Origin of the sequence: Paenibacillus sp. FSL k6-2145 (genome assembly GCF_037976585.1) — a bacterium.
Classification (GTDB): domain Bacteria; phylum Bacillota; class Bacilli; order Paenibacillales; family Paenibacillaceae; genus Paenibacillus.
The window spans coordinates 4186176-4203647 of the sequence record NZ_CP150267.1; the positions used below are offsets into that span (position 1 = coordinate 4186176).

Annotated in this window: 17 protein-coding genes; 14 read left to right on the forward strand and 3 right to left on the reverse strand. The window is 45.9% G+C overall.

Annotation, left to right across the window (positions count from 1 at the left end):
* Positions 1-3: 3 nt before the first annotated feature.
* From sufD to NZ043_RS18715, 7 genes are all read left to right on the forward strand, one after another.
* Positions 4-1308: a Fe-S cluster assembly protein SufD gene (gene sufD, locus NZ043_RS18685; RefSeq protein ID WP_091032628.1), complete on the forward strand. Its 1305-nt coding sequence runs from the start codon at positions 4-6 to the stop codon at positions 1306-1308.
* The gene (locus NZ043_RS18690; protein ID WP_091032625.1) at positions 1305-2525 is read left to right on the forward strand and encodes a cysteine desulfurase; all 1221 of its coding nucleotides are present in this window, start codon (positions 1305-1307) and stop codon (positions 2523-2525) included. The genes sufD and NZ043_RS18690 overlap by 4 nt, the downstream gene beginning before the upstream one ends.
* Positions 2515-2946 carry a Fe-S cluster assembly sulfur transfer protein SufU gene (gene sufU / locus NZ043_RS18695; RefSeq protein WP_017689537.1) on the forward strand — a complete coding sequence of 144 codons (432 nt, stop codon included), beginning with the start codon at positions 2515-2517 and terminating at the stop codon, positions 2944-2946. The genes NZ043_RS18690 and sufU overlap by 11 nt, the downstream gene beginning before the upstream one ends.
* Positions 2947-2966: 20 nt before the next feature.
* On the forward strand, positions 2967-4364 hold the full coding sequence (sufB, locus tag NZ043_RS18700; protein ID WP_091032622.1) for a Fe-S cluster assembly protein SufB: 1398 nt from the start codon (positions 2967-2969) through the stop codon (positions 4362-4364).
* A 300-nt stretch (positions 4365-4664) separates the two neighbouring features.
* Positions 4665-6014, forward strand: a complete 1350-nt coding sequence (locus NZ043_RS18705) for a jacalin-like lectin (RefSeq protein ID WP_206105724.1) — start codon at positions 4665-4667, stop codon at positions 6012-6014.
* Between the two features lie 209 nt (positions 6015-6223).
* Positions 6224-6943, forward strand: coding sequence for a M23 family metallopeptidase (locus NZ043_RS18710; protein WP_133384174.1), 720 nt, complete (start codon positions 6224-6226; stop codon positions 6941-6943).
* Positions 6944-7093: 150 nt separating this feature from the next.
* Positions 7094-7234, forward strand: a complete 141-nt coding sequence (locus NZ043_RS18715; RefSeq protein ID WP_017689533.1) for a hypothetical protein — start codon at positions 7094-7096, stop codon at positions 7232-7234.
* Positions 7235-7367: 133 nt separating this feature from the next.
* Here the strand turns inward: NZ043_RS18715 and NZ043_RS18720 are convergent, their stop codons facing one another.
* Together NZ043_RS18720 and NZ043_RS18725 are read right to left on the reverse strand one after the other, a co-directional pair.
* Entirely contained in the window at positions 7368-8417 is a 1050-nt protein-coding gene (locus NZ043_RS18720) for an HD-GYP domain-containing protein (protein ID WP_091032616.1), read from the reverse strand.
* Between the two features lie 123 nt (positions 8418-8540).
* The gene (locus NZ043_RS18725; RefSeq protein WP_091032613.1) at positions 8541-9287 is read right to left on the reverse strand and encodes a molybdenum cofactor biosynthesis protein MoaE; all 747 of its coding nucleotides are present in this window, start codon (positions 9285-9287) and stop codon (positions 8541-8543) included.
* Positions 9288-9407: 120 nt separating this feature from the next.
* Between NZ043_RS18725 and NZ043_RS18730 the strand changes: the two genes are divergently transcribed.
* From NZ043_RS18730 to NZ043_RS18760, 7 genes are all read left to right on the forward strand, one after another.
* Positions 9408-10838 (forward strand): 5'-nucleotidase C-terminal domain-containing protein, encoded by a 1431-nt coding sequence (locus tag NZ043_RS18730; RefSeq protein ID WP_091032610.1) that lies wholly within the window; start codon positions 9408-9410, stop codon positions 10836-10838.
* Between the two features lie 73 nt (positions 10839-10911).
* On the forward strand, positions 10912-12033 hold the full coding sequence (locus NZ043_RS18735; protein ID WP_091032607.1) for an HD-GYP domain-containing protein: 1122 nt from the start codon (positions 10912-10914) through the stop codon (positions 12031-12033).
* 220 nt (positions 12034-12253) lie between these two features.
* Positions 12254-13390, forward strand: coding sequence for a radical SAM/CxCxxxxC motif protein YfkAB (gene yfkAB / locus NZ043_RS18740; RefSeq protein WP_091032604.1), 1137 nt, complete (start codon positions 12254-12256; stop codon positions 13388-13390).
* A gap of 46 nt (positions 13391-13436) precedes the next feature.
* Complete coding sequence (locus NZ043_RS18745; RefSeq protein WP_091032598.1) at positions 13437-14789, forward strand: hemolysin family protein; 1353 nt, start codon at positions 13437-13439, stop codon at positions 14787-14789.
* Positions 14790-15067: 278 nt separating this feature from the next.
* Positions 15068-15307 carry a spore coat associated protein CotJA gene (locus NZ043_RS18750; protein WP_017689526.1) on the forward strand — a complete coding sequence of 80 codons (240 nt, stop codon included), beginning with the start codon at positions 15068-15070 and terminating at the stop codon, positions 15305-15307.
* Positions 15297-15572 (forward strand): spore coat protein CotJB, encoded by a 276-nt coding sequence (locus NZ043_RS18755; protein ID WP_036669913.1) that lies wholly within the window; start codon positions 15297-15299, stop codon positions 15570-15572. The genes NZ043_RS18750 and NZ043_RS18755 overlap by 11 nt, the downstream gene beginning before the upstream one ends.
* 98 nt (positions 15573-15670) lie before the next feature.
* Positions 15671-16240, forward strand: a complete 570-nt coding sequence (locus NZ043_RS18760; RefSeq protein ID WP_036669914.1) for a manganese catalase family protein — start codon at positions 15671-15673, stop codon at positions 16238-16240.
* A gap of 191 nt (positions 16241-16431) precedes the next feature.
* On the opposite strand, the gene NZ043_RS18765 is transcribed toward NZ043_RS18760, so the two are convergent.
* The gene (locus NZ043_RS18765; protein ID WP_133384176.1) at positions 16432-17424 is read right to left on the reverse strand and encodes a 3-oxoacyl-[acyl-carrier-protein] synthase III C-terminal domain-containing protein; all 993 of its coding nucleotides are present in this window, start codon (positions 17422-17424) and stop codon (positions 16432-16434) included.
* Positions 17425-17472 lie beyond the last annotated feature (48 nt).

Consider the following 17472-nt stretch of genomic DNA (forward strand, 5'->3'; position numbering starts at 1 on the left):
TCAATGACTACACAAACAATTCTTCCGGTTGAATCTGAAGCGCTTCGCGCCTTGTCGGAAAGCAACAATGAACCCGGCTGGTTGACCGAACAGCGGCTCGAAGCTTTAAAGCTTGCGAGCGGGCTTGCGCTTCCTAAACTGGAAAAACAAAAAATCGAACGCTGGAATGTCAGCGAGTACGGAACATATAAAACAAGTGAAGCTATTTCTTCTTTGACAGAAGTACCTGCTTCTATCAAAGATCTGGTTCAGGATCAAGCTGAAGGCAGTCTGGTTATCCAGCGCAATTCCGGTACGGTATACTCCAAGGTGTCTGCTGATCTGGCGGCAAAAGGAGTTATCTTCACGGATCTGGCTACAGCGGTTCGCGAACATGGCGATCTGGTAAAACCATATCTGAACACAGCGGTGAAAGCGGATGAGCATTCCCTCGCTGCATTGCATGCGGCACTTTGGAATGGCGGGGTCTTCCTGTATGTTCCGAAAAATGTCGAAATCGAAGTACCACTGCAAGCAGTGTTACTTACGGATGACGCATCTGCAACGTTTGCACCTCACGTGCTTGTGGTTGCAGAAGCAAACAGTTCAGTAACTTATGTTGATAACTATGTATCTGGCGAATTGTCCGCACCTGTTTTCCATAATGGTGTTGTGGAAGTATTCGCAAAATCCGGTGCTAAAGTACGTTTCGCATCGGTTCATCAACTGAGTGTGAATGTAACTGATGTTTCATTCCGTCGTGCAGTGTTGGAGAATGATGCTTCGATCGAGTGGATTGTAGGCGAAATGAATAACGGCGATACAGCGAGCAACACGATGACCGTGCTGAAAGGCAATGGATCAAGTTCTGATTCCAAAGTCATCGCTGTAGGTTCCGGTTCACAGAAAATCAACTACACCACAGAAGCTCGTCACTTCGGCAAGAATACACCAAGTCAGATGATTACACGTGCAGTTATGCGTGAAGAAGCTTCTGCAATCATCAACGGGATCACGAAGATTGAGAAAGGCGCTACCAAAGCCGATGGACAGCAGACAGAGAAAGTGTTGATGTTGAGTCCTAAAGCACGTGGAGACGCCAACCCAATCCTTCTGATTGATGAGGATGATGTAACAGCAGGTCACGCGGCTTCTGTTGGTCAAGTCAATGCCGAGCAGATTCATTACTTGATGTCGCGCGGAATTAACCGTACGGATGCCGAACGCCTGATCATCTATGGCTTCCTGGCTCCGGTGGTGGCGGATATTCCTTTGGAAGCACTGCGCACCCAATTGCAGTCCCTGATTGAGAAGAAGCTGGGACAATGAACCCGTCCATTCGCGAGCAGTTCCCGATCCTCCACCAGGAAATTAACGGACACCCGCTCGTATATTTAGATAGTGCTGCGACTTCACAGAAGCCTCGTGCTGTGATCGAAGCAGTCAAACATTATTATGAGTATGAGAACTCCAACGTACATCGCGGTGTTCATACCCTTGGAAGCCGTGCAACCGACGCTTACGAAGGCGCACGTGAGAAGGTAGCCAAGTTTATCAATGCTCGTAGTACACAGGAGATTATCTTTACTCGCGGGACAACGACAGCCCTGAATCTGGTGGCTTCATCATATGCCCGCGCCAATTGCAAAGAAGGCGATGAAATTGTTATCACGCAAATGGAGCACCATAGTAATCTGATTCCTTGGCAGCAGGTTGCCAAGGAGACAGGTGCAACATTGAAATACATCCCGCTTCAGCCTGACGGTCATATTGAATTGGCTGATGTCGAGAAGACGATTACGAACAATACTAAAATTGTAGCCATCGCTTATGTATCCAATGTTATGGGTCTGATCCATCCTGTGAAACAAATTGCTGAAATTGCACACCGCAATGGTGCTGTCATCGTTGTTGATGGCGCACAAAGCACACCTCACATGAAGGTGGACGTGCAGGATCTAGACTGTGATTTCTATGCATTATCCGGTCATAAAATGTGCGGACCAACCGGAATCGGTGCACTCTACGGCAAAAAGGCGCTGCTGGAGTCCATGGAACCCATTGAGTTTGGCGGTGAAATGATTGATGATGTGGGTCTGTACGAATCCAACTGGAAAGAGCTTCCCTGGAAGTTCGAAGGTGGAACCCCGATTATCGCAGGTGCGGTAGGGTTGGGAGCTGCCATTGATTTTCTGGAGCAGATTGGTATGGATGAGATCGCACATCATGAGAGTGTGCTGGCAGCTTATGCAACAGAACGACTGGCCGAGATCGATGGGCTAACCATCTATGGCCCAGCCAAGCGGCATGTGGGTGTTGTTACCTTTAATCTGGGGGATGTTCATCCGCATGATGTGGCAACAGTGCTGGATGCGAGTGGCGTAGCCATTCGTGCCGGACACCATTGCTGTCAGCCGCTAATGCGCTGGCTTGAAGTTAGCTCAACAGCTCGTGCCAGCTTCTATCTATACAATAACGAACAAGATGTAGATCGGCTTGTCAGCGCCTTAATCCAGACAAAGGAGTATTTTGGCGATGCAACTTGATGATCTGTACAGACGTGTTATAATGGACCACTACAAAAACCCGCGTAACCGCGGAACATTTGATAATGACGCTGTCACGGTGAATTTGAACAATCCAACGTGCGGCGACCGGATTTCACTGCAAATTTTGCTGAAAGACGGAATCGTTCAGGAAGCCAAATATACGGGTGAAGGCTGCTCCATCAGCATGTCCTCTGCATCGATGATGACGGAGGCTGTCAAAGGCAAAACGATGGAACAGGCACTCGATATCGCTAACCGTTTTTCCTCACTGATGAAAGGTGAAGAAGTCGATTTCGACGATTATGAAGATCTCGAAGCCCTATCCGGTGTGAACAAGTTCCCTGCACGCATCAAATGTGCCACTCTGGCCTGGAATGCATTACGCAAAGGGATTGACGAAGAGAACAAAGTACAATAACGATAGGGAGGTAGAGCAAGATGGCTAAAAAAGCACCAGAAATGGAAGAGTACAAATATGGTTTTCGCGACGAGCACAAATCCATCTTTCAAACCGGTAAAGGTCTGACTGCAGAAGTGGTTACCGAGATTTCCAAGATTAAGAATGAACCGGAATGGATGTTGGAATTCCGTCTGAAATCCTTGAAACAATTCGAGAAGATGCCAATGCCGAAATGGGGCGGAGATCTCGACGGATTGGATTTCAACGATATTCAGTATTATGTGCGTGCTTCTGAAAAACAAGGTAAAACATGGGAAGAGGTTCCTTCTGAAATCAAGGAAACCTTTGATAAATTGGGGATCCCTGAAGCAGAGCAAAAGTTCCTTGCAGGTGTATCGGCTCAGTATGAGTCCGAGGTTGTATACCACAACATGCAAAAGGAATTGGAAGACCAAGGTGTAATCTTCATGGATACGGATACGGCTCTCAGAGAGCATCCGGAAATCCTGCGTGAATATTTTGCAACAGTTATTCCGCCAGCAGATAACAAATTTGCTGCATTGAATAGTGCGGTATGGTCCGGAGGAAGCTTTATCTACGTGCCTAAGGGCGTTAAATGTGAAGTGCCTCTGCAAGCCTACTTCCGGATTAACTCCGAGAATATGGGACAATTCGAGCGTACACTCATCATTGCCGACGAAGATAGCTTCGTTCACTATGTAGAGGGCTGTACAGCTCCAATCTACAGCACGAACTCACTGCATAGTGCGGTCGTTGAGATCATTTGTAAGAAAAATGCCCGTGTTCGTTACACAACGATTCAAAACTGGGCACCAAACATCTACAACCTCGTTACGAAACGTGCGGTTGCAGAAGAAAATGCAACAATGGAATGGGTCGATGGTAACATCGGTTCCAAACTGACAATGAAATATCCAGCGGTTGTACTGAAAGGCCGTGGAGCTAAAGGTTCCGTACTCTCCATCGCTGTAGCTGGTAAAAACCAGCATCAGGATGCAGGTGCGAAAATGATTCACTTGGCTCCGGATACAACATCTACGATTGTATCCAAGTCCATCAGTAAACATGGTGGTAAAGTAACGTACCGTGGTTTGGCTTCCTTTGGACGTCAAGCTGAGGGCGCGAAATCCAACATCAAGTGTGATACACTCATTCTCGATAATGAGTCCACATCGGATACAATTCCTTACAATGAAATCATGAATGATAACATCATGCTGGAGCATGAAGCTACAGTATCCAAAGTGTCTGAGGATCAGCTCTTCTACCTGATGAGCCGCGGTCTGACTGATGCAGAAGCAACACAGATGATTATCATGGGCTTCATTGAGCCATTCACGAAGGAATTGCCAATGGAATACGCCGTTGAGATGAATAGATTGATCAAATTCGAAATGGAGGGCTCCATTGGTTAATCCAATGCAGCGCCTTTCGAAGCCGTAAAGCTAAACTTAGCTGCTGATGTTAAGCAGTAGATATAGTTTCATGTGATCGAATACCCTCTAGAGCAGACTTTTGAAAAGTCTCTCTAGGGGGTGTTTTTTTTTTCGAAAATCTGGTGATAACAGCGTTCAGAAGGTTGTTCTGTCATCGGAGTGCGAGTGAAAATATTCTTTAGTCCAATTTGTATATTTACAAATGAATAGACCAGAGTTATTCTTCCATTAACGAATATTACATATATTTGAATTGATTCAAATATGAGGAGGTATATAATGCGAAGAAGTATAATTAAAAAAGGAGCAGCCTTGGTATTGTCTGCTGTTGTTGTCTTTACGAGCTCTCCTTTATTTTTATCCTCGGCCAGTGCAGCAGAAGGTGGTACGGTATCCGGTTCATTCAACGTACTTAGTTACAATGTAGGTGGTCTTCCGGATCTGGTATCCAGTTCCAACCCCAAGGAGTACACCGTTCAGATATCCCCAAAATTAAATGACTATGACATCATTAATGTGCAAGAGGATTTTAATTATCATAATGAGCTGATATCCCAAGTCACTCTGCCGTATTTGACGACAACAAGCGGAATTGCGGGTTTTGGTAGTGGGTTGAACAGTCTGTCCAAATATCCATTCCGTGACTTGAAGCGTGTAACCTGGGATAAGCGATCAGGTCTTTTTGACAATGGAAGTGATGAATTGACTCCAAAAGGATTTACAGCAGCTACATATGAGATCACACCTCAGGTGAAAGTGGACGTGTACAACTTGCATGCGGACGCAGGTAGCGATGATAAATCGCTTGAAGCCAGACGAGATAATATCAGACAACTCTCCAATTACATCAAGGAGCACTCGGACGGGAACGCGGTTATCGTATTTGGGGATACCAATACACGGTACACCCGTGCGGCTGACAATATAGAGTTGCTCATGTCTGAGAATGGTTTAAGAGATCCGTGGATCGATTTGATTCGAGGTGGGAGTATTCCCGCTGATGGAGACGCCCTTATGGATGCAACCAATTTAAATGGACCAAACTATGAGATAGTGGACAAAATTTTGTATCGAGGAAGTAAAGCATTGTCCCTGAATGCACAGAGCTATCGATTAGAAAATCAAACATTTGTTGACCCGAGTGGGAAGCAACTCTCCGATCATTATCCGATTACAGCGGAATTTGTGTACAGCACATCTTCTCAGTACCAACTAAGTTCAACAATCGGAGGGTCTGGAGGAACTGGGTTTAATGATCTAAATCATATTCCGGAGTCCAGACCTAGCTCAGTGGTGCTTAACTCGGGCAACCGTGTAGACGGCATTTCAACGTTGTACAGGGATGGAACGAACCTGGCACATGGTGGTCAATCCAACAATGCCACACTTACCTTGGCAGACGGAGAGTACTTAACTCAGGCAACAATTGGTCAGGGGACACGTAATGGAGATAAACGAATCTTTTACGTGGAGTTGTCGACCAATCTTGGAAATAAGATTGAAGGCGGACAAAAGACATCGGATCAAATTAAACTTGAGGCACCAGCAGGGTGGTATATAGCCGGATTTTATGGAAGAGCAGGACAGGAACTCGATCAGTTAGGGGTCATATACAGACCTCTGAATTAGGAGTGTGTAGTGGTTGAACTAAAAACATAGTATATGTAACTGATAGAGTAATCATAGAAACATAGCGCGCCGCTTGGAATATACGTTGGAAAGACCACAAGGTTTTCCCAATGCTATTCTGAGTGGTATTTTTGTGGAATAAAATAAGACCAATAGCACAAGCCATTTCGTAGATTTAAGCATTTAATGATAGAAAAGGATGTGAGTGTATGAGTGTAAACCCTTTCGAGGGCTATCGGATTACAAGTTCATTCGGCTATCGAATTCATCCTATTCATGGTGGACAGACATTTCACCGCGGAATTGATCTCGTGACAGAGCCCTGGAATGGCCCCGTCTATGCCTTTATGGAAGGTAGGGTACGTTTTTCTTCCGAAGGAGTTACAGGCTCCGGATTCGGCGGTTACGGGCTTACAGTTGCCCTTCAAGATCATCGTGGCTACTTGCATTGTTATGCTCACCTTTCGCGGATTGCCGTAACCGTTGGGCAGCGTGTGAAGCGAGGGCAGCTTATCGGTAATCAGGGAAGCACGGGTCAGAGTACTGGCCCGCACGTACATTATGAGATTCGTAAAACAAGTGCACCATCTTACGGGTATACAGCCAGCGAAGATGGTGTGACGGAACCGGGTGCGTATCTACAGGCCGAATACGGAACTGCATCCCAGGAACAGGAGGCTCCGCCGATGACCACTGAGCAGAAGAAAATGTTTGAAGCCATGCAGAAAACGCTGGAGATTCAAGGGGGATGGATTCAGCAACAGGAGCAACTTTCCAATATGGATTGTCCCGCATGGGCGCAGCAAGCGTTTGATTATTATCGACCGTTTATTATGAACGACAAAGGCAGTTATGAATTTTGGAGATTACTTGTTATTATGCACCGCAAGGAAAAAGGCATTCAGGTTCATTCGGATTCCGACATATAGATCTCTGCAAAGAACAGGGAGTAGCAAAAGGCTGATCCACTCAGGTAGATGCAGACAGACAACCATTTATCGAATGTTGCCTGTTCGCCCGGTTCATTCCAACGGAAACGTCATATGTTAGGGTATACCTGATGAAGAGGAGGCAATCACATGAGCGAAGTAGGATATGGCTGTGGTGGCAACGTAGGCGGAGTAGGCGGCGTTGGTGGATACAATATGTTCACAAACACTGGTGCAATCTTGGTACTGTTCATTCTGTTGGTTATCATCACAAAAGCATTCTGCGTGTAATTCCAACATGATCGAATCGGAATAGACAAAAGGGAAGCCGATTACGGCTTCCCTTTTGTCATATGCCGACCTATGAGTTGGCTATTTCAGTTACTATGGAGTTCTTCGTATACATGCTGTGTACAATGAACAGTTACTGTACATAGATCTCAACGATAGCAATATCTCTTTCTTTCGCTAAATCGATAAAGGCCGTAGAGGTCTGAACGAGTGGTCGGAAATAATCCGCAGGATTATTCATGACAATGAGTCCCGTCTGACCCGTGGTGAGCAGAACCCTTTTACCGATAAAATTAGGCAGCATGTGCTTGATCAGTTCCTGCGTTGCTTCAGCATTTAACTGACCAAAGCTGAGGCTGTACAGTTCACATAGAACAGAGATCAGTTCCTGTTTGGTCTGGTACACCCGATTCGTCGTCATGGCGCTGTAAACGTCTGCTACAGCAGTTATACGGGCATATGGGTGGATCTCGTCTCCTCGCAGTCCATGAGGATAACCACTTCCATCCTCGCGCTCATGATGCTGAAGTGCAACCGTTGCCAGAATTTCATCCTGCGTGGATTCTTTAATGATATCGTACCCATAGAATGTGTGTTTCTTCATTTCGTCAAATTCTTCCGTGGTCAATTTACCAGGTTTATGTAACATTTCAGAAGGAATCTTGGACTTGCCGATATCATGAAGATATCCTGCTTTGGCTACCGTTAGACATTCCTCGGGGTTGTAACCCATCCAGCCGGCGATATAAAAAGCGAGCATTCCGACTTGCAATGAATGGTTGTACGTATAATCGCTATCCCCGTCCAGCATAAGCAACAAGGAGACAACATCTTTTTGTTTTTCCAACTGTTCTGTTAGGGTAAACAAAATCTCATCGACCTGTGTCTCATCAATAAAACCCTTCTCCATCGCTTGTTGAAATAGAGATTCAGTACCTTTGATCGTATCGTTAAACAAGTTAGTTAACAGACGGGTTTGATCGGAAGGTAAGGTTTGTGCATCAGAGTGTAGGTCGGATGTTGTGTGTTCTACATCTGCGTACTCGATTCCATGTTGCAACAGTTTGGATAGGTCATCTTCACTGAGGGTGGAACCTTTCATCAGCATGTGGAGACCCGAACTGTTGTATACATCATTTTTTAACAGGTCACCCGGTTTAAGATCAGTAACATGCACTCTCACGTATAAACCACCTTTTCTCGACTAATATCGACACATATAATTATAATAACAAGAAAAAAATGGGTTGACAACGACTTATTTACTATTAACCCACTCTGTCTAAAAGGTGTAAAGGCTCATTATTTAGTTCTCCATGGGGTTCCATGGTCCTAATTGATGTCCCTTCCATTCAGATCCATCTTCCCAAATTTCCTTTTTCCAGATCGGAACGGTCTGTTTGAGTCTCTCTATGGCGTAACGGCTTGCATCATAACAGTCGTTGCGATGAGGCGAGGAAACGGCAATGACTACACTAATCTCTGCCACATCCACTTTGCCAATTCGGTGACTGATTGCACATAACACACCAGGCCAGCGATCGGAGATTTCCACACCAATGGCTGCCATCTGAGAAAGAGCCATCGGCACATAGGCCTCGTATTCAAGATGAACGGTACGTTGTTCACCAGTCATTTCACGAGTCGTACCTACAAAAGTAAGAGCTGCCCCGTGATTCGGGGTAATCACTAGCGCCGTTGTTGCTTCCACGGACAAGGTGGACTCTGTAATCAGAAATAAGCCATCTTCAGTCCGATGCTCTGGAACGGTAGAGCGATGCTTCTCATCGGATATATCCGTACCATCGCCTCCAGAGACGGGAGGGATCAACGCAAGTTCATCTTCTGAGCTAAGTATAGTATCGGCAGGAGCGTACTGCTGGTTAACTGCCAAAAAGGATGTCCTTATCTGAGAAGCTGCCTCTGGGTAGGCCAGACTCAGTTTTTCTTTTAAATTGGCAGCGGTTGGAAGGTCTCCAATGTACTCAAACTCCAGGAGGGATGTATTTAAACGTTCTGCAATGCCTGCAAATAGTTGAATTGTCAATTTCATAGATATGACTCACCTCTTTTTGATCTCTAAACCCTTTAAATATATCATAACGACGCGGAAAATGTTATGCTTATCCATTAGAAGAATGAACGTTTATTGAAGAGCAGGGGAGGCGGTGTGATGAGCACCAGGGAGAAGCAAACGTTAACGATTCTACACACCAATGACATCCATAGCCACTTCGGCTCCATGAGCACCATCGCCGCTATGATCAATGAGGAACGTGACCAAGGTGGCAACTTCCTTGTATTGGATATCGGCGATCATATGGACCGGATGGCCGTTGAAACAGAAGGAACACTGGGTACGGCTAATGTTGATGTTATTAACCTGACGGGCTACGATGCCATTACAATCGGTAACAACGAAGGACTAACCTTTACGCCAGATCAGCTCTCGCAGTCCTACGCTGGACTTCTGTGTCCTGTGGTATGCGGCAATGTTGTGGAGCAAGATACTGGACTTCCACCAGTGTGGATGAAACCTTCTCTGATTGTGGAGAAAGGTCCATTTCGCGTTGGTCTGCTGGGGGCAACTGCCCCTTTTACCACGTTTTACGAACTGCTTGGGTGGGATGTTCTGGACCCTGTGGAGTCACTAAGAACTCAAGTGGAAGCATTACGTGATGAAGTGGATGTGGTGGTTGTTCTTTCACATCTGGGACTTTCGACAGATCGGAGACTGGCGGAGCAGATTACTGGAATTGATGTTATTCTCGGTGGACATACCCATCATGTTCTCGAAGAACCATTAGTCATTGGTCAGACCGTGCTGGGTGCAGCTGGGAAATTTGGCCAATGGCTTGGGAAAGTGGTTCTGGAACGAACAAGTGTGGGAAAACCTCTCCAACTGGTAAGTAGCGGTTGTATGGCTGCCAAGAGTATATTACTGGATGATCAGGTCGCGCTGGCAATCGCTACGAATCGTACGGAAGCCGAAAGGACACTCAATCAGACGGCAGTGATAACGGATCGGGTGCTGCCCATCGCGTATGACCGGGAATCCCCGTTTGCAACCTTGCTTGCACAAGCTGTTCGTCATTTCACGGGGGCACAGCTGTCTCTGGTGAATGCAGGTCAGCTTCTGGGAGATCTTCCACAAGGTAATATTACAAAAGGAATGTTGCATTCCCTATGTCCATCTCCTATAAATGCTTGTACAATATGCTTGAGTGGAAGTCATATTCGTGAAGCACTTGAGCAGTCCTTGTTGGACGAGTTTTCAGGTAAGCCCATTGTGGGATTTGGTTTTCGTGGTCATATTCTAGGCACATTATGTATGGACGGAATGGAAGTTCAATACAATCCACATGCGCCAGCCTATGAGAAGATCGAGACCATATCCATCAATGGGGAGCCTATGGACGAACAATGTGAGTATATCGTTGGAACACTGGACATGTTTACGTTCAATGTGGGGTATCCTCCTCTGGCTCATGGAACCCGTACGCTCTATCATCTTCCGGAATTCATACGCGATTTGCTGGAAACGGAAATAAAACGACCAGGGGCTCTGGACGACAGCCTGCGAGCCCGCTGGCATCAAAGCTAAATTAAAAGTACTTGCCTTCTGCTGAAGCGGCGGCTAGTGGTAATTACATCTACGGAGCGGGAGAGGATAGGCTGTGCGTTTAGTACATATAAACTTATTGCAGCCTGGCATGAAGCTGGGGAAACGTATTTATAGTGAAGAAGGCCTTGTATTACTTAGTGAGGATGTAGAGCTAACCAGTCGATTGATTGGACGCCTTAAGGATCTCGGAGTCGGTTATGTGTATATTAAAGATGCTGCGACAGAGGACATCATCGTTCCTGAAATGTTGCAGGAAGAGACCAGGAGGAAGGCACTGGTAGAGATCAAACAGCAATTTCAGAGTATGTCAGGACTGAAAACCAAAAATCAGATTCCTCATTTCGGTAAAGCGCTTAGTGGTGTGATGAATGCGATTCTGGAAGACATCGGCAGTCAGAAGGAAGCCATGATTATGCTGATGGACATGAACTCCAGCGATTTTGACCTGTATAACCATTCTCTGAATGTATGTGTGTACACGCTGGTTCTTGGTGTCGCTTCGGGTTACACACGCCAGCAATTAATGGAGATTGGTCTGGGCGCTTTGTTGCATGATATCGGCAAAACACAGATTGCACCAGAAATTTTGCATAAACCCTCCAGATTGAGTGACGAGGAATTCAAAATCATTCAGCAGCACACTACATATGGACACCGTATTCTCAAAGATGAACCAGGTATACCGCTTCTATCTGCGCATTGTGCATTGCAGCACCATGAACGAATTGATGGCAGTGGATATCCCTTTGGTTTGAAAGACAAGGAAATTCATGAATATGCCAAATGGATTGCGCTTGCTGATTCGTATGATGCCATGACAACGAATCGGGTGTACAAGCAAGCTTTGCTGCCGCATCAGGCAGTAGAGGTGTTGTATACAGGTTCAGGAACCCTCTATGAACAACGGATGTTGGAGAAGTTCAGGGATTGTGTCGCGATATACCCAGTAGGTATTTCAGTCAAGCTCAGCACGGGAGAGGTTGGGGTAGTTGCATCAATTCATTCACGTGTTCCTCAACGTCCGCTTATCCGTGTTCTAAAAGATGCGGACGGTCAGACTTTATCTTCGCCTTATGAAATTAACCTGCTGACAGCTCTGTCTGTGATGATCACAGGTGTAGAGGGTGTGGAGGATACACTTTCAGCGGCTCAAAGTGAACAGGTGGAAAGCTGAACTAATTGAAAGTTGATTAGCGCTCATGTCGTAATATCCGGGCCGTTTCGTAATTCGGTCCAGAGTTGCCTGAGCGTTTTTTGTCATGTAATGGACAGGGTCTGCGTATGCCGGAGCATTCAAAATTGTGCTATGATAAAAGATAACTCCAAAAAGAGAAACACAAGGTATGATGTAAATAAAACTTTTTAGGTTAATAAAAGGAATAAGGTGAAGAACAATGACCATGCTAAACTCAGGATCGGTACAACCGATGCCTTTATCGCCAACGAATGATCCGTGGGATCCGATCGGCTCTCTGCGTACATATGGACGCCATGTGCTGACCAGTGTAGAAATGACCGTGACACATCTATGCAATATGAGGTGTGAGCATTGTGCCGTGGGAGATATGCTTACGATGCGTGAGGCGCCGGCTCTTCCGCTCCCTCTGATGCTGAAACGATTGGATGAAGTGGAGCATCTGCAGACGATTAGTCTGACGGGTGGCGAGCCAAGCTTTAGCCAGAAAACAGTGGATGAGATGATTATCCCGCTGCTCAAATATGCCAAGGAACGTGGAATTCGTTCCCAGATCAATTCGAATTTAACGCTGGATATCAGCCGGTATGAGCAACTTTTACCTTATCTGGATGTTATGCATATCTCATTCAACTATCTGAATGCTGACGATTTCCATCAAGTTGGATTTGCGAATAGTGGCAGACCTGTGAAACGTGAAGTAGCGGTAAAGATGTATGAGAAAATGATTGAAAATTCACGCAAACTGAGTGAGGCAGGCATGTTTATCTCTGCGGAATCGATGATTAACTTCCGTACGCACGACAAGCTGGATGGTATTCACCAATTAATTCGTGAGATGGGCTGTGTCCGTCATGAAGTGCATCCGATGTATAATTCGAACTTTGCTTCGTCGTTGCCTGTGTTATCACTGGACCATATGAGAGCAGCGATTCATCGTTTGCTTGATGTGCGTGACAAGGATATGTGGATGCTCTTCGGTACCCTGCCATTCTTCGCGTGCAGTGCAGCAGAGCAGGATCGGGAACTGATCAACCGTTTATACAGCGAACCCAATGTGACGGTACGTAACGATCCGGACGGACGCAACCGCGTTAATGTCAACATGTTCACGGGTAATGTGTATGTGACGGATTTTGCAGACATCCCGGCATTTGGCAACATTCGTGATCGTAAACTGGATGATGTGTTCCATGAATGGTCAGCTGAACATCCGTTGAATCAAACGGTCAATTGCCATTGCGATATTGCATCCTGTTGCGGACCAAACCTGCTAGTGGCAGATATGTATTACAAGGGTGTGGATTTCAAATCGAGAAAGGCAATCACACGTTGATATTCCAGGTGTATTCCTGAAATAGATAGAAAAGGGGAGTTTCAACTTGGATATTCATACCGAATTTCATCTTGGACAGCTGGTATTTAATCTGGTCTGTGTCTTTTTGCTCGTATTTTTGAATGGCGTATTTGTCGCAGCGGAATTTTCCCTTGTTAAAGTAAGGCAAACGCGCTTAACTCAATTGCAGAGTGAAGGAAACCGTTTGGCTGGTTATGCACTGAAGGTGAATAGTAAACTGGATTCCTATCTATCGGCAACTCAGTTCGGGATTACATTGACATCGCTTGGACTCGGGTGGCTGGGAGAACCAGCCATCTCTGAATTGCTCGTTGAGCCTCTCATGTTTAAGCTCGGTGTAGGAGATACAGGGCTTATTTCGACCGTGTCGGTCATTATCGGTTTCTGTATCATTACGTTTCTGCATATTGTGCTGGGTGAGCTTGCGCCTAAATCGTTGGCAATTCAAAAAACAGACGGAGTGGCATTGTTTTTATCTGCGCCCTTGCTGTTGTTCTACAAAATCTTCTTCCCGTTCATCTGGGTACTGAATGTATCGGCTAATGCATTGCTGCGTCTGGCGGGTATCGAACCTGCCAGTGAAGGAGAAGCTCACTCGGAAGATGAACTTCGAATTTTGATGAAGCAGAGTGCCAAAAGTGGTGTCATCGATAAAGATGAGATCAAACTGATGGACAACATCTTTGATTTCTCTGATATGCTGGCACGTGAAGTGATGTTGCCACGTACAGACATGGATTGTCTGTACACGCATATGTCTTTGGAAGAGAACCTGGAGATCATTAATGCAACCAAACATTCCCGGTATCCCGTAGCAGTAGAAGACAAGGATGAGATCATTGGATTTATACACATCACCGATCTGTTGCTGGCTAAACCGGAGCAACAACATGATCTGGCTTCACTTGTTCGTCCAATCTTAAACGTTCCTGAATCCATGGAAATCAGCCATGTGCTGCGTCTCATGCAGAAGAAACATTCTCAGATGACGCTGGTTGTGGATGAATATGGCGGCACAGCTGGATTGCTGACTGCGGAAGAAATTCTGGAAGAGATCGTTGGAGACTTGTATGACGAGTTTGAGGATGAGCGTCCGCATATGGAACGCAGTGGAGATTCCTTTTCCATTGATGGTCGTTCGCTTATTGAAGAAGTTCATAAGTGGACTGGAGCCATCATTGAGGATGAAGAAGTGGATACCATTGGCGGATGGTTGTTTAAAGAGCTTGGAGGTACTCCAGCCAAGGGCAAAACTCGGGAGCTGAATGGATACGTCTTTGAAGTGGAAGAGTCCACTCGTTTGCGAATTACTCGGGTTCGAGTGTACAAGCAATCTGTTCCTCAAGACATGAATTCGGAAGAAAATCCAGCAGAATAGAACTCGTTGCAGGAGCAAGATAAGACGAGCAAAAGTATGAAATGACGCAGATTATGAAAATCTGCCAGGATATAAGACCTTTGGAAGTTACCTGAAAGGGGAACGAACCGAAGGTCTTTTTTCATTTTAAAGAAGAATTTGGAGAAATTCTGCACATAGTTGAAACGAATTTCGGATTAACTTTGGGGACAGCGTCATATGGTTATATAGACGGGAAACTGGAAGGACCTCAGTAATATTCAGTTGCACCAATGATGTATTATAGGAGGCGTTGTTCTGTGAAAGATCCGCAACTTCGTGCTTACGCCCCTTTTGTGGGGCCGTTTGATCCTTGTCCGCCAGTAGAGATTCGGACGTATCTGGTACCTCCGCAATTATTTATTCCATTTCAGCCTATGGGCTGGCCACAGTACAGTCCGGCAGAAGCATTAAGAGTGGGGACGTTATGGCCTGCATTATACAGCCCTTATACACCAGCAAGATCGAAGGGAAGGAAGGTGGATGTGGATGGAACCTGAAGGAGCAAAAGCGTGCGATACCCAATACTATGAGCTGCTGGAGGAGCTTCAGGCTCTGGATTTTGTATTAGTGGAGCTGAATCTGTACCTGGACACCCATCCTGGGGATTATCAAAGCATAGAGCAATATAACAAATTCACGCAAGAACGTACGCGGGTGGCGCAGGAGTTTCAACAATTGTATGGACCCCTGATGAACTTTGGTCATGCCTTCTCCAAGTATCCGTGGGAATGGTCTCAGACGCCCTGGCCATGGCAAGTGTGACACATCAGCCTCAGGCTTCCTTGCAGGACTTTAGGGACAGGAAGCCCGAGGGTTAGAAGAAGAGCTGTATTTTGATAACGTAGAGGGAGGCGTCTTACATGTGGGTGTATGAGAAAAAACTGCAATATCCCGTAAGGGTTAGTAAATGTGATCCTCGTATGGCGAAATTGCTGATGGAACAATATGGCGGTGCCGATGGGGAGTTGGCCGCTGCCCTTCGATATCTGAATCAGCGTTATACGATTCCGGACAAGATTATCGGTCTGCTGACGGATATTGCTACAGAGGAATTTTCTCATCTGGAGATGATTGCCACCATGATCTACAAGTTGACCAAGGACGCATCAGTGGATCAACTGGAAGAAGCGGGACTTGGGCCGAACTATGCTCAACGAGATTCTGCCTTGTTTTATACCAATTCCTCCGGTGTACCCTTTACAGCTGCTTACATTGCTGCAAAGGGTGATCCAATTGCGGATCTGTACGAGGACATTGCAGCAGAAGAGAAAGCCCGGGCTACATATCAATGGTTGATCGACCTGACCGATGACGTGGATCTGCAGGATAGTCTGAAGTTTCTAAGGGAACGCGAGATCGTGCATTCTTTGCGCTTCCGGGAGGCTGTAGAGATCCTGAAAGATGATCGGGAGACAAAGAAGATTTTCTGAACGTTTGGTATAAAAGCAGAAGTCTGGCAGTCCGATAGGGCTGCTTTTTGCTTTGAGTTAATTGCTATGAGTTAATAAAGCCCGAAGCAGTGTACGTGATGTATTGAGGGTTGCTTTCAAATAAAAAGACGATCCTTTTTGAATTTAAAATAAAAGGGATCGTCCTGGTTATTATTTTGGTGAATTATGGCCTAATATTCAAGCACCATGGCAACATTTTGCCACCCGGCTCCAACGGTCCAGAACAGAACTTTGTCACCACGCTGAATCTGACCGGTTGTAACCGCTCGATGTAATGCAATGAACGGACTGCTGGTTGAGGTATATCCGAACTCATCTCCGATATAGACGGCAATATTATCACCAATGCCAACGTTCTCGGATACAGCCCGAATGTTACTAATGGATAGCTGAGAGAAGCAGGCGGCTCTGATCTCGTCTGGTCCAATCTCGTTGCGTGTCAGCAAGGTACGAATGGACTCCGAAGCGGCGTCCACACAGATCGAATCATCAAATGGGATGAATTTCACATGAAAGGCACCTGCATCCACACCTGTTTTGCCCAATTTCGCCAAGCCTTCTGCAGGAAAAAGAGAATTACCATACACACAGGTATCCGTCTGATAGATGGAATCAATGAAACCGACAGCATGTTCATCCCGCTCTACAATAACCGCCGCTGCTGCATCACCGAAATTGGCGAAGTATACGGGATCATCGGGACTGGCGTGAGGAGCTACGTAATCCGAGCCGATGATTAATGCCCGGCGAATTCGAGGATTGCCCAGCATCTGCCGGCTAACCTGTTCGAAAGCAGCGGTCATGCCTGCACAGTTCGCGTTACTGTCAATACAGATCGTGTGAGAAGCTCCGTTAATCAGGCGATGAATCATCAAGGAATTCGTAGGAAAGATGTATTCCGGCGTTTGGCTTGCATAAGCAATCAGATCAATATCTGCACCGGTAAGTCCGGTTTTTTCCAGTAGGTTACTGGCTGCCTCAAAGGCCATGCTTAGTGAATTTTCGTCATCGTTGTCAATTTTATAACGTGTATCACGACCAAGTGCCTTTAACAATCCACGAATATCTACACCTCTTGCATCAAAATGTTCGATATAAAAATCATTGTGCACCTTGGTTGCAGGATGATAGATATCGATATCTACAATACGAATTCCGGCCATCTTCATTCTCCTCTTGAGCGGAAGGGTGAATTCACAGCTTGTCCGCCT

Excerpts from the sequence above, each read along its gene's own strand:
- NZ043_RS18755 (WP_036669913.1), top strand. The coding sequence starts at position 15,297 with ATGGAACCTGAAGGAGCAAAAGCGTGCGATACCCAATACTATGAGCTG.
- NZ043_RS18765 (WP_133384176.1), bottom strand. The coding sequence starts at position 17,424 with ATGGCCGGAATTCGTATTGTAGATATCGATATCTATCATCCTGCAACC.
- NZ043_RS18760 (WP_036669914.1), top strand. The coding sequence starts at position 15,671 with ATGTGGGTGTATGAGAAAAAACTGCAATATCCCGTAAGGGTTAGTAAA.
- yfkAB (WP_091032604.1), top strand. The coding sequence starts at position 12,254 with ATGACCATGCTAAACTCAGGATCGGTACAACCGATGCCTTTATCGCCA.
- NZ043_RS18725 (WP_091032613.1), bottom strand. The coding sequence starts at position 9,287 with ATGAAATTGACAATTCAACTATTTGCAGGCATTGCAGAACGTTTAAAT.
- NZ043_RS18715 (WP_017689533.1), top strand. The coding sequence starts at position 7,094 with ATGAGCGAAGTAGGATATGGCTGTGGTGGCAACGTAGGCGGAGTAGGC.
- NZ043_RS18730 (WP_091032610.1), top strand. The coding sequence starts at position 9,408 with ATGAGCACCAGGGAGAAGCAAACGTTAACGATTCTACACACCAATGAC.
- sufU (WP_017689537.1), top strand. The coding sequence starts at position 2,515 with ATGCAACTTGATGATCTGTACAGACGTGTTATAATGGACCACTACAAA.
- sufB (WP_091032622.1), top strand. The coding sequence starts at position 2,967 with ATGGCTAAAAAAGCACCAGAAATGGAAGAGTACAAATATGGTTTTCGC.
- sufD (WP_091032628.1), top strand. The coding sequence starts at position 4 with ATGACTACACAAACAATTCTTCCGGTTGAATCTGAAGCGCTTCGCGCC.
- NZ043_RS18710 (WP_133384174.1), top strand. The coding sequence starts at position 6,224 with ATGAGTGTAAACCCTTTCGAGGGCTATCGGATTACAAGTTCATTCGGC.
- NZ043_RS18690 (WP_091032625.1), top strand. The coding sequence starts at position 1,305 with ATGAACCCGTCCATTCGCGAGCAGTTCCCGATCCTCCACCAGGAAATT.
- NZ043_RS18705 (WP_206105724.1), top strand. The coding sequence starts at position 4,665 with ATGCGAAGAAGTATAATTAAAAAAGGAGCAGCCTTGGTATTGTCTGCT.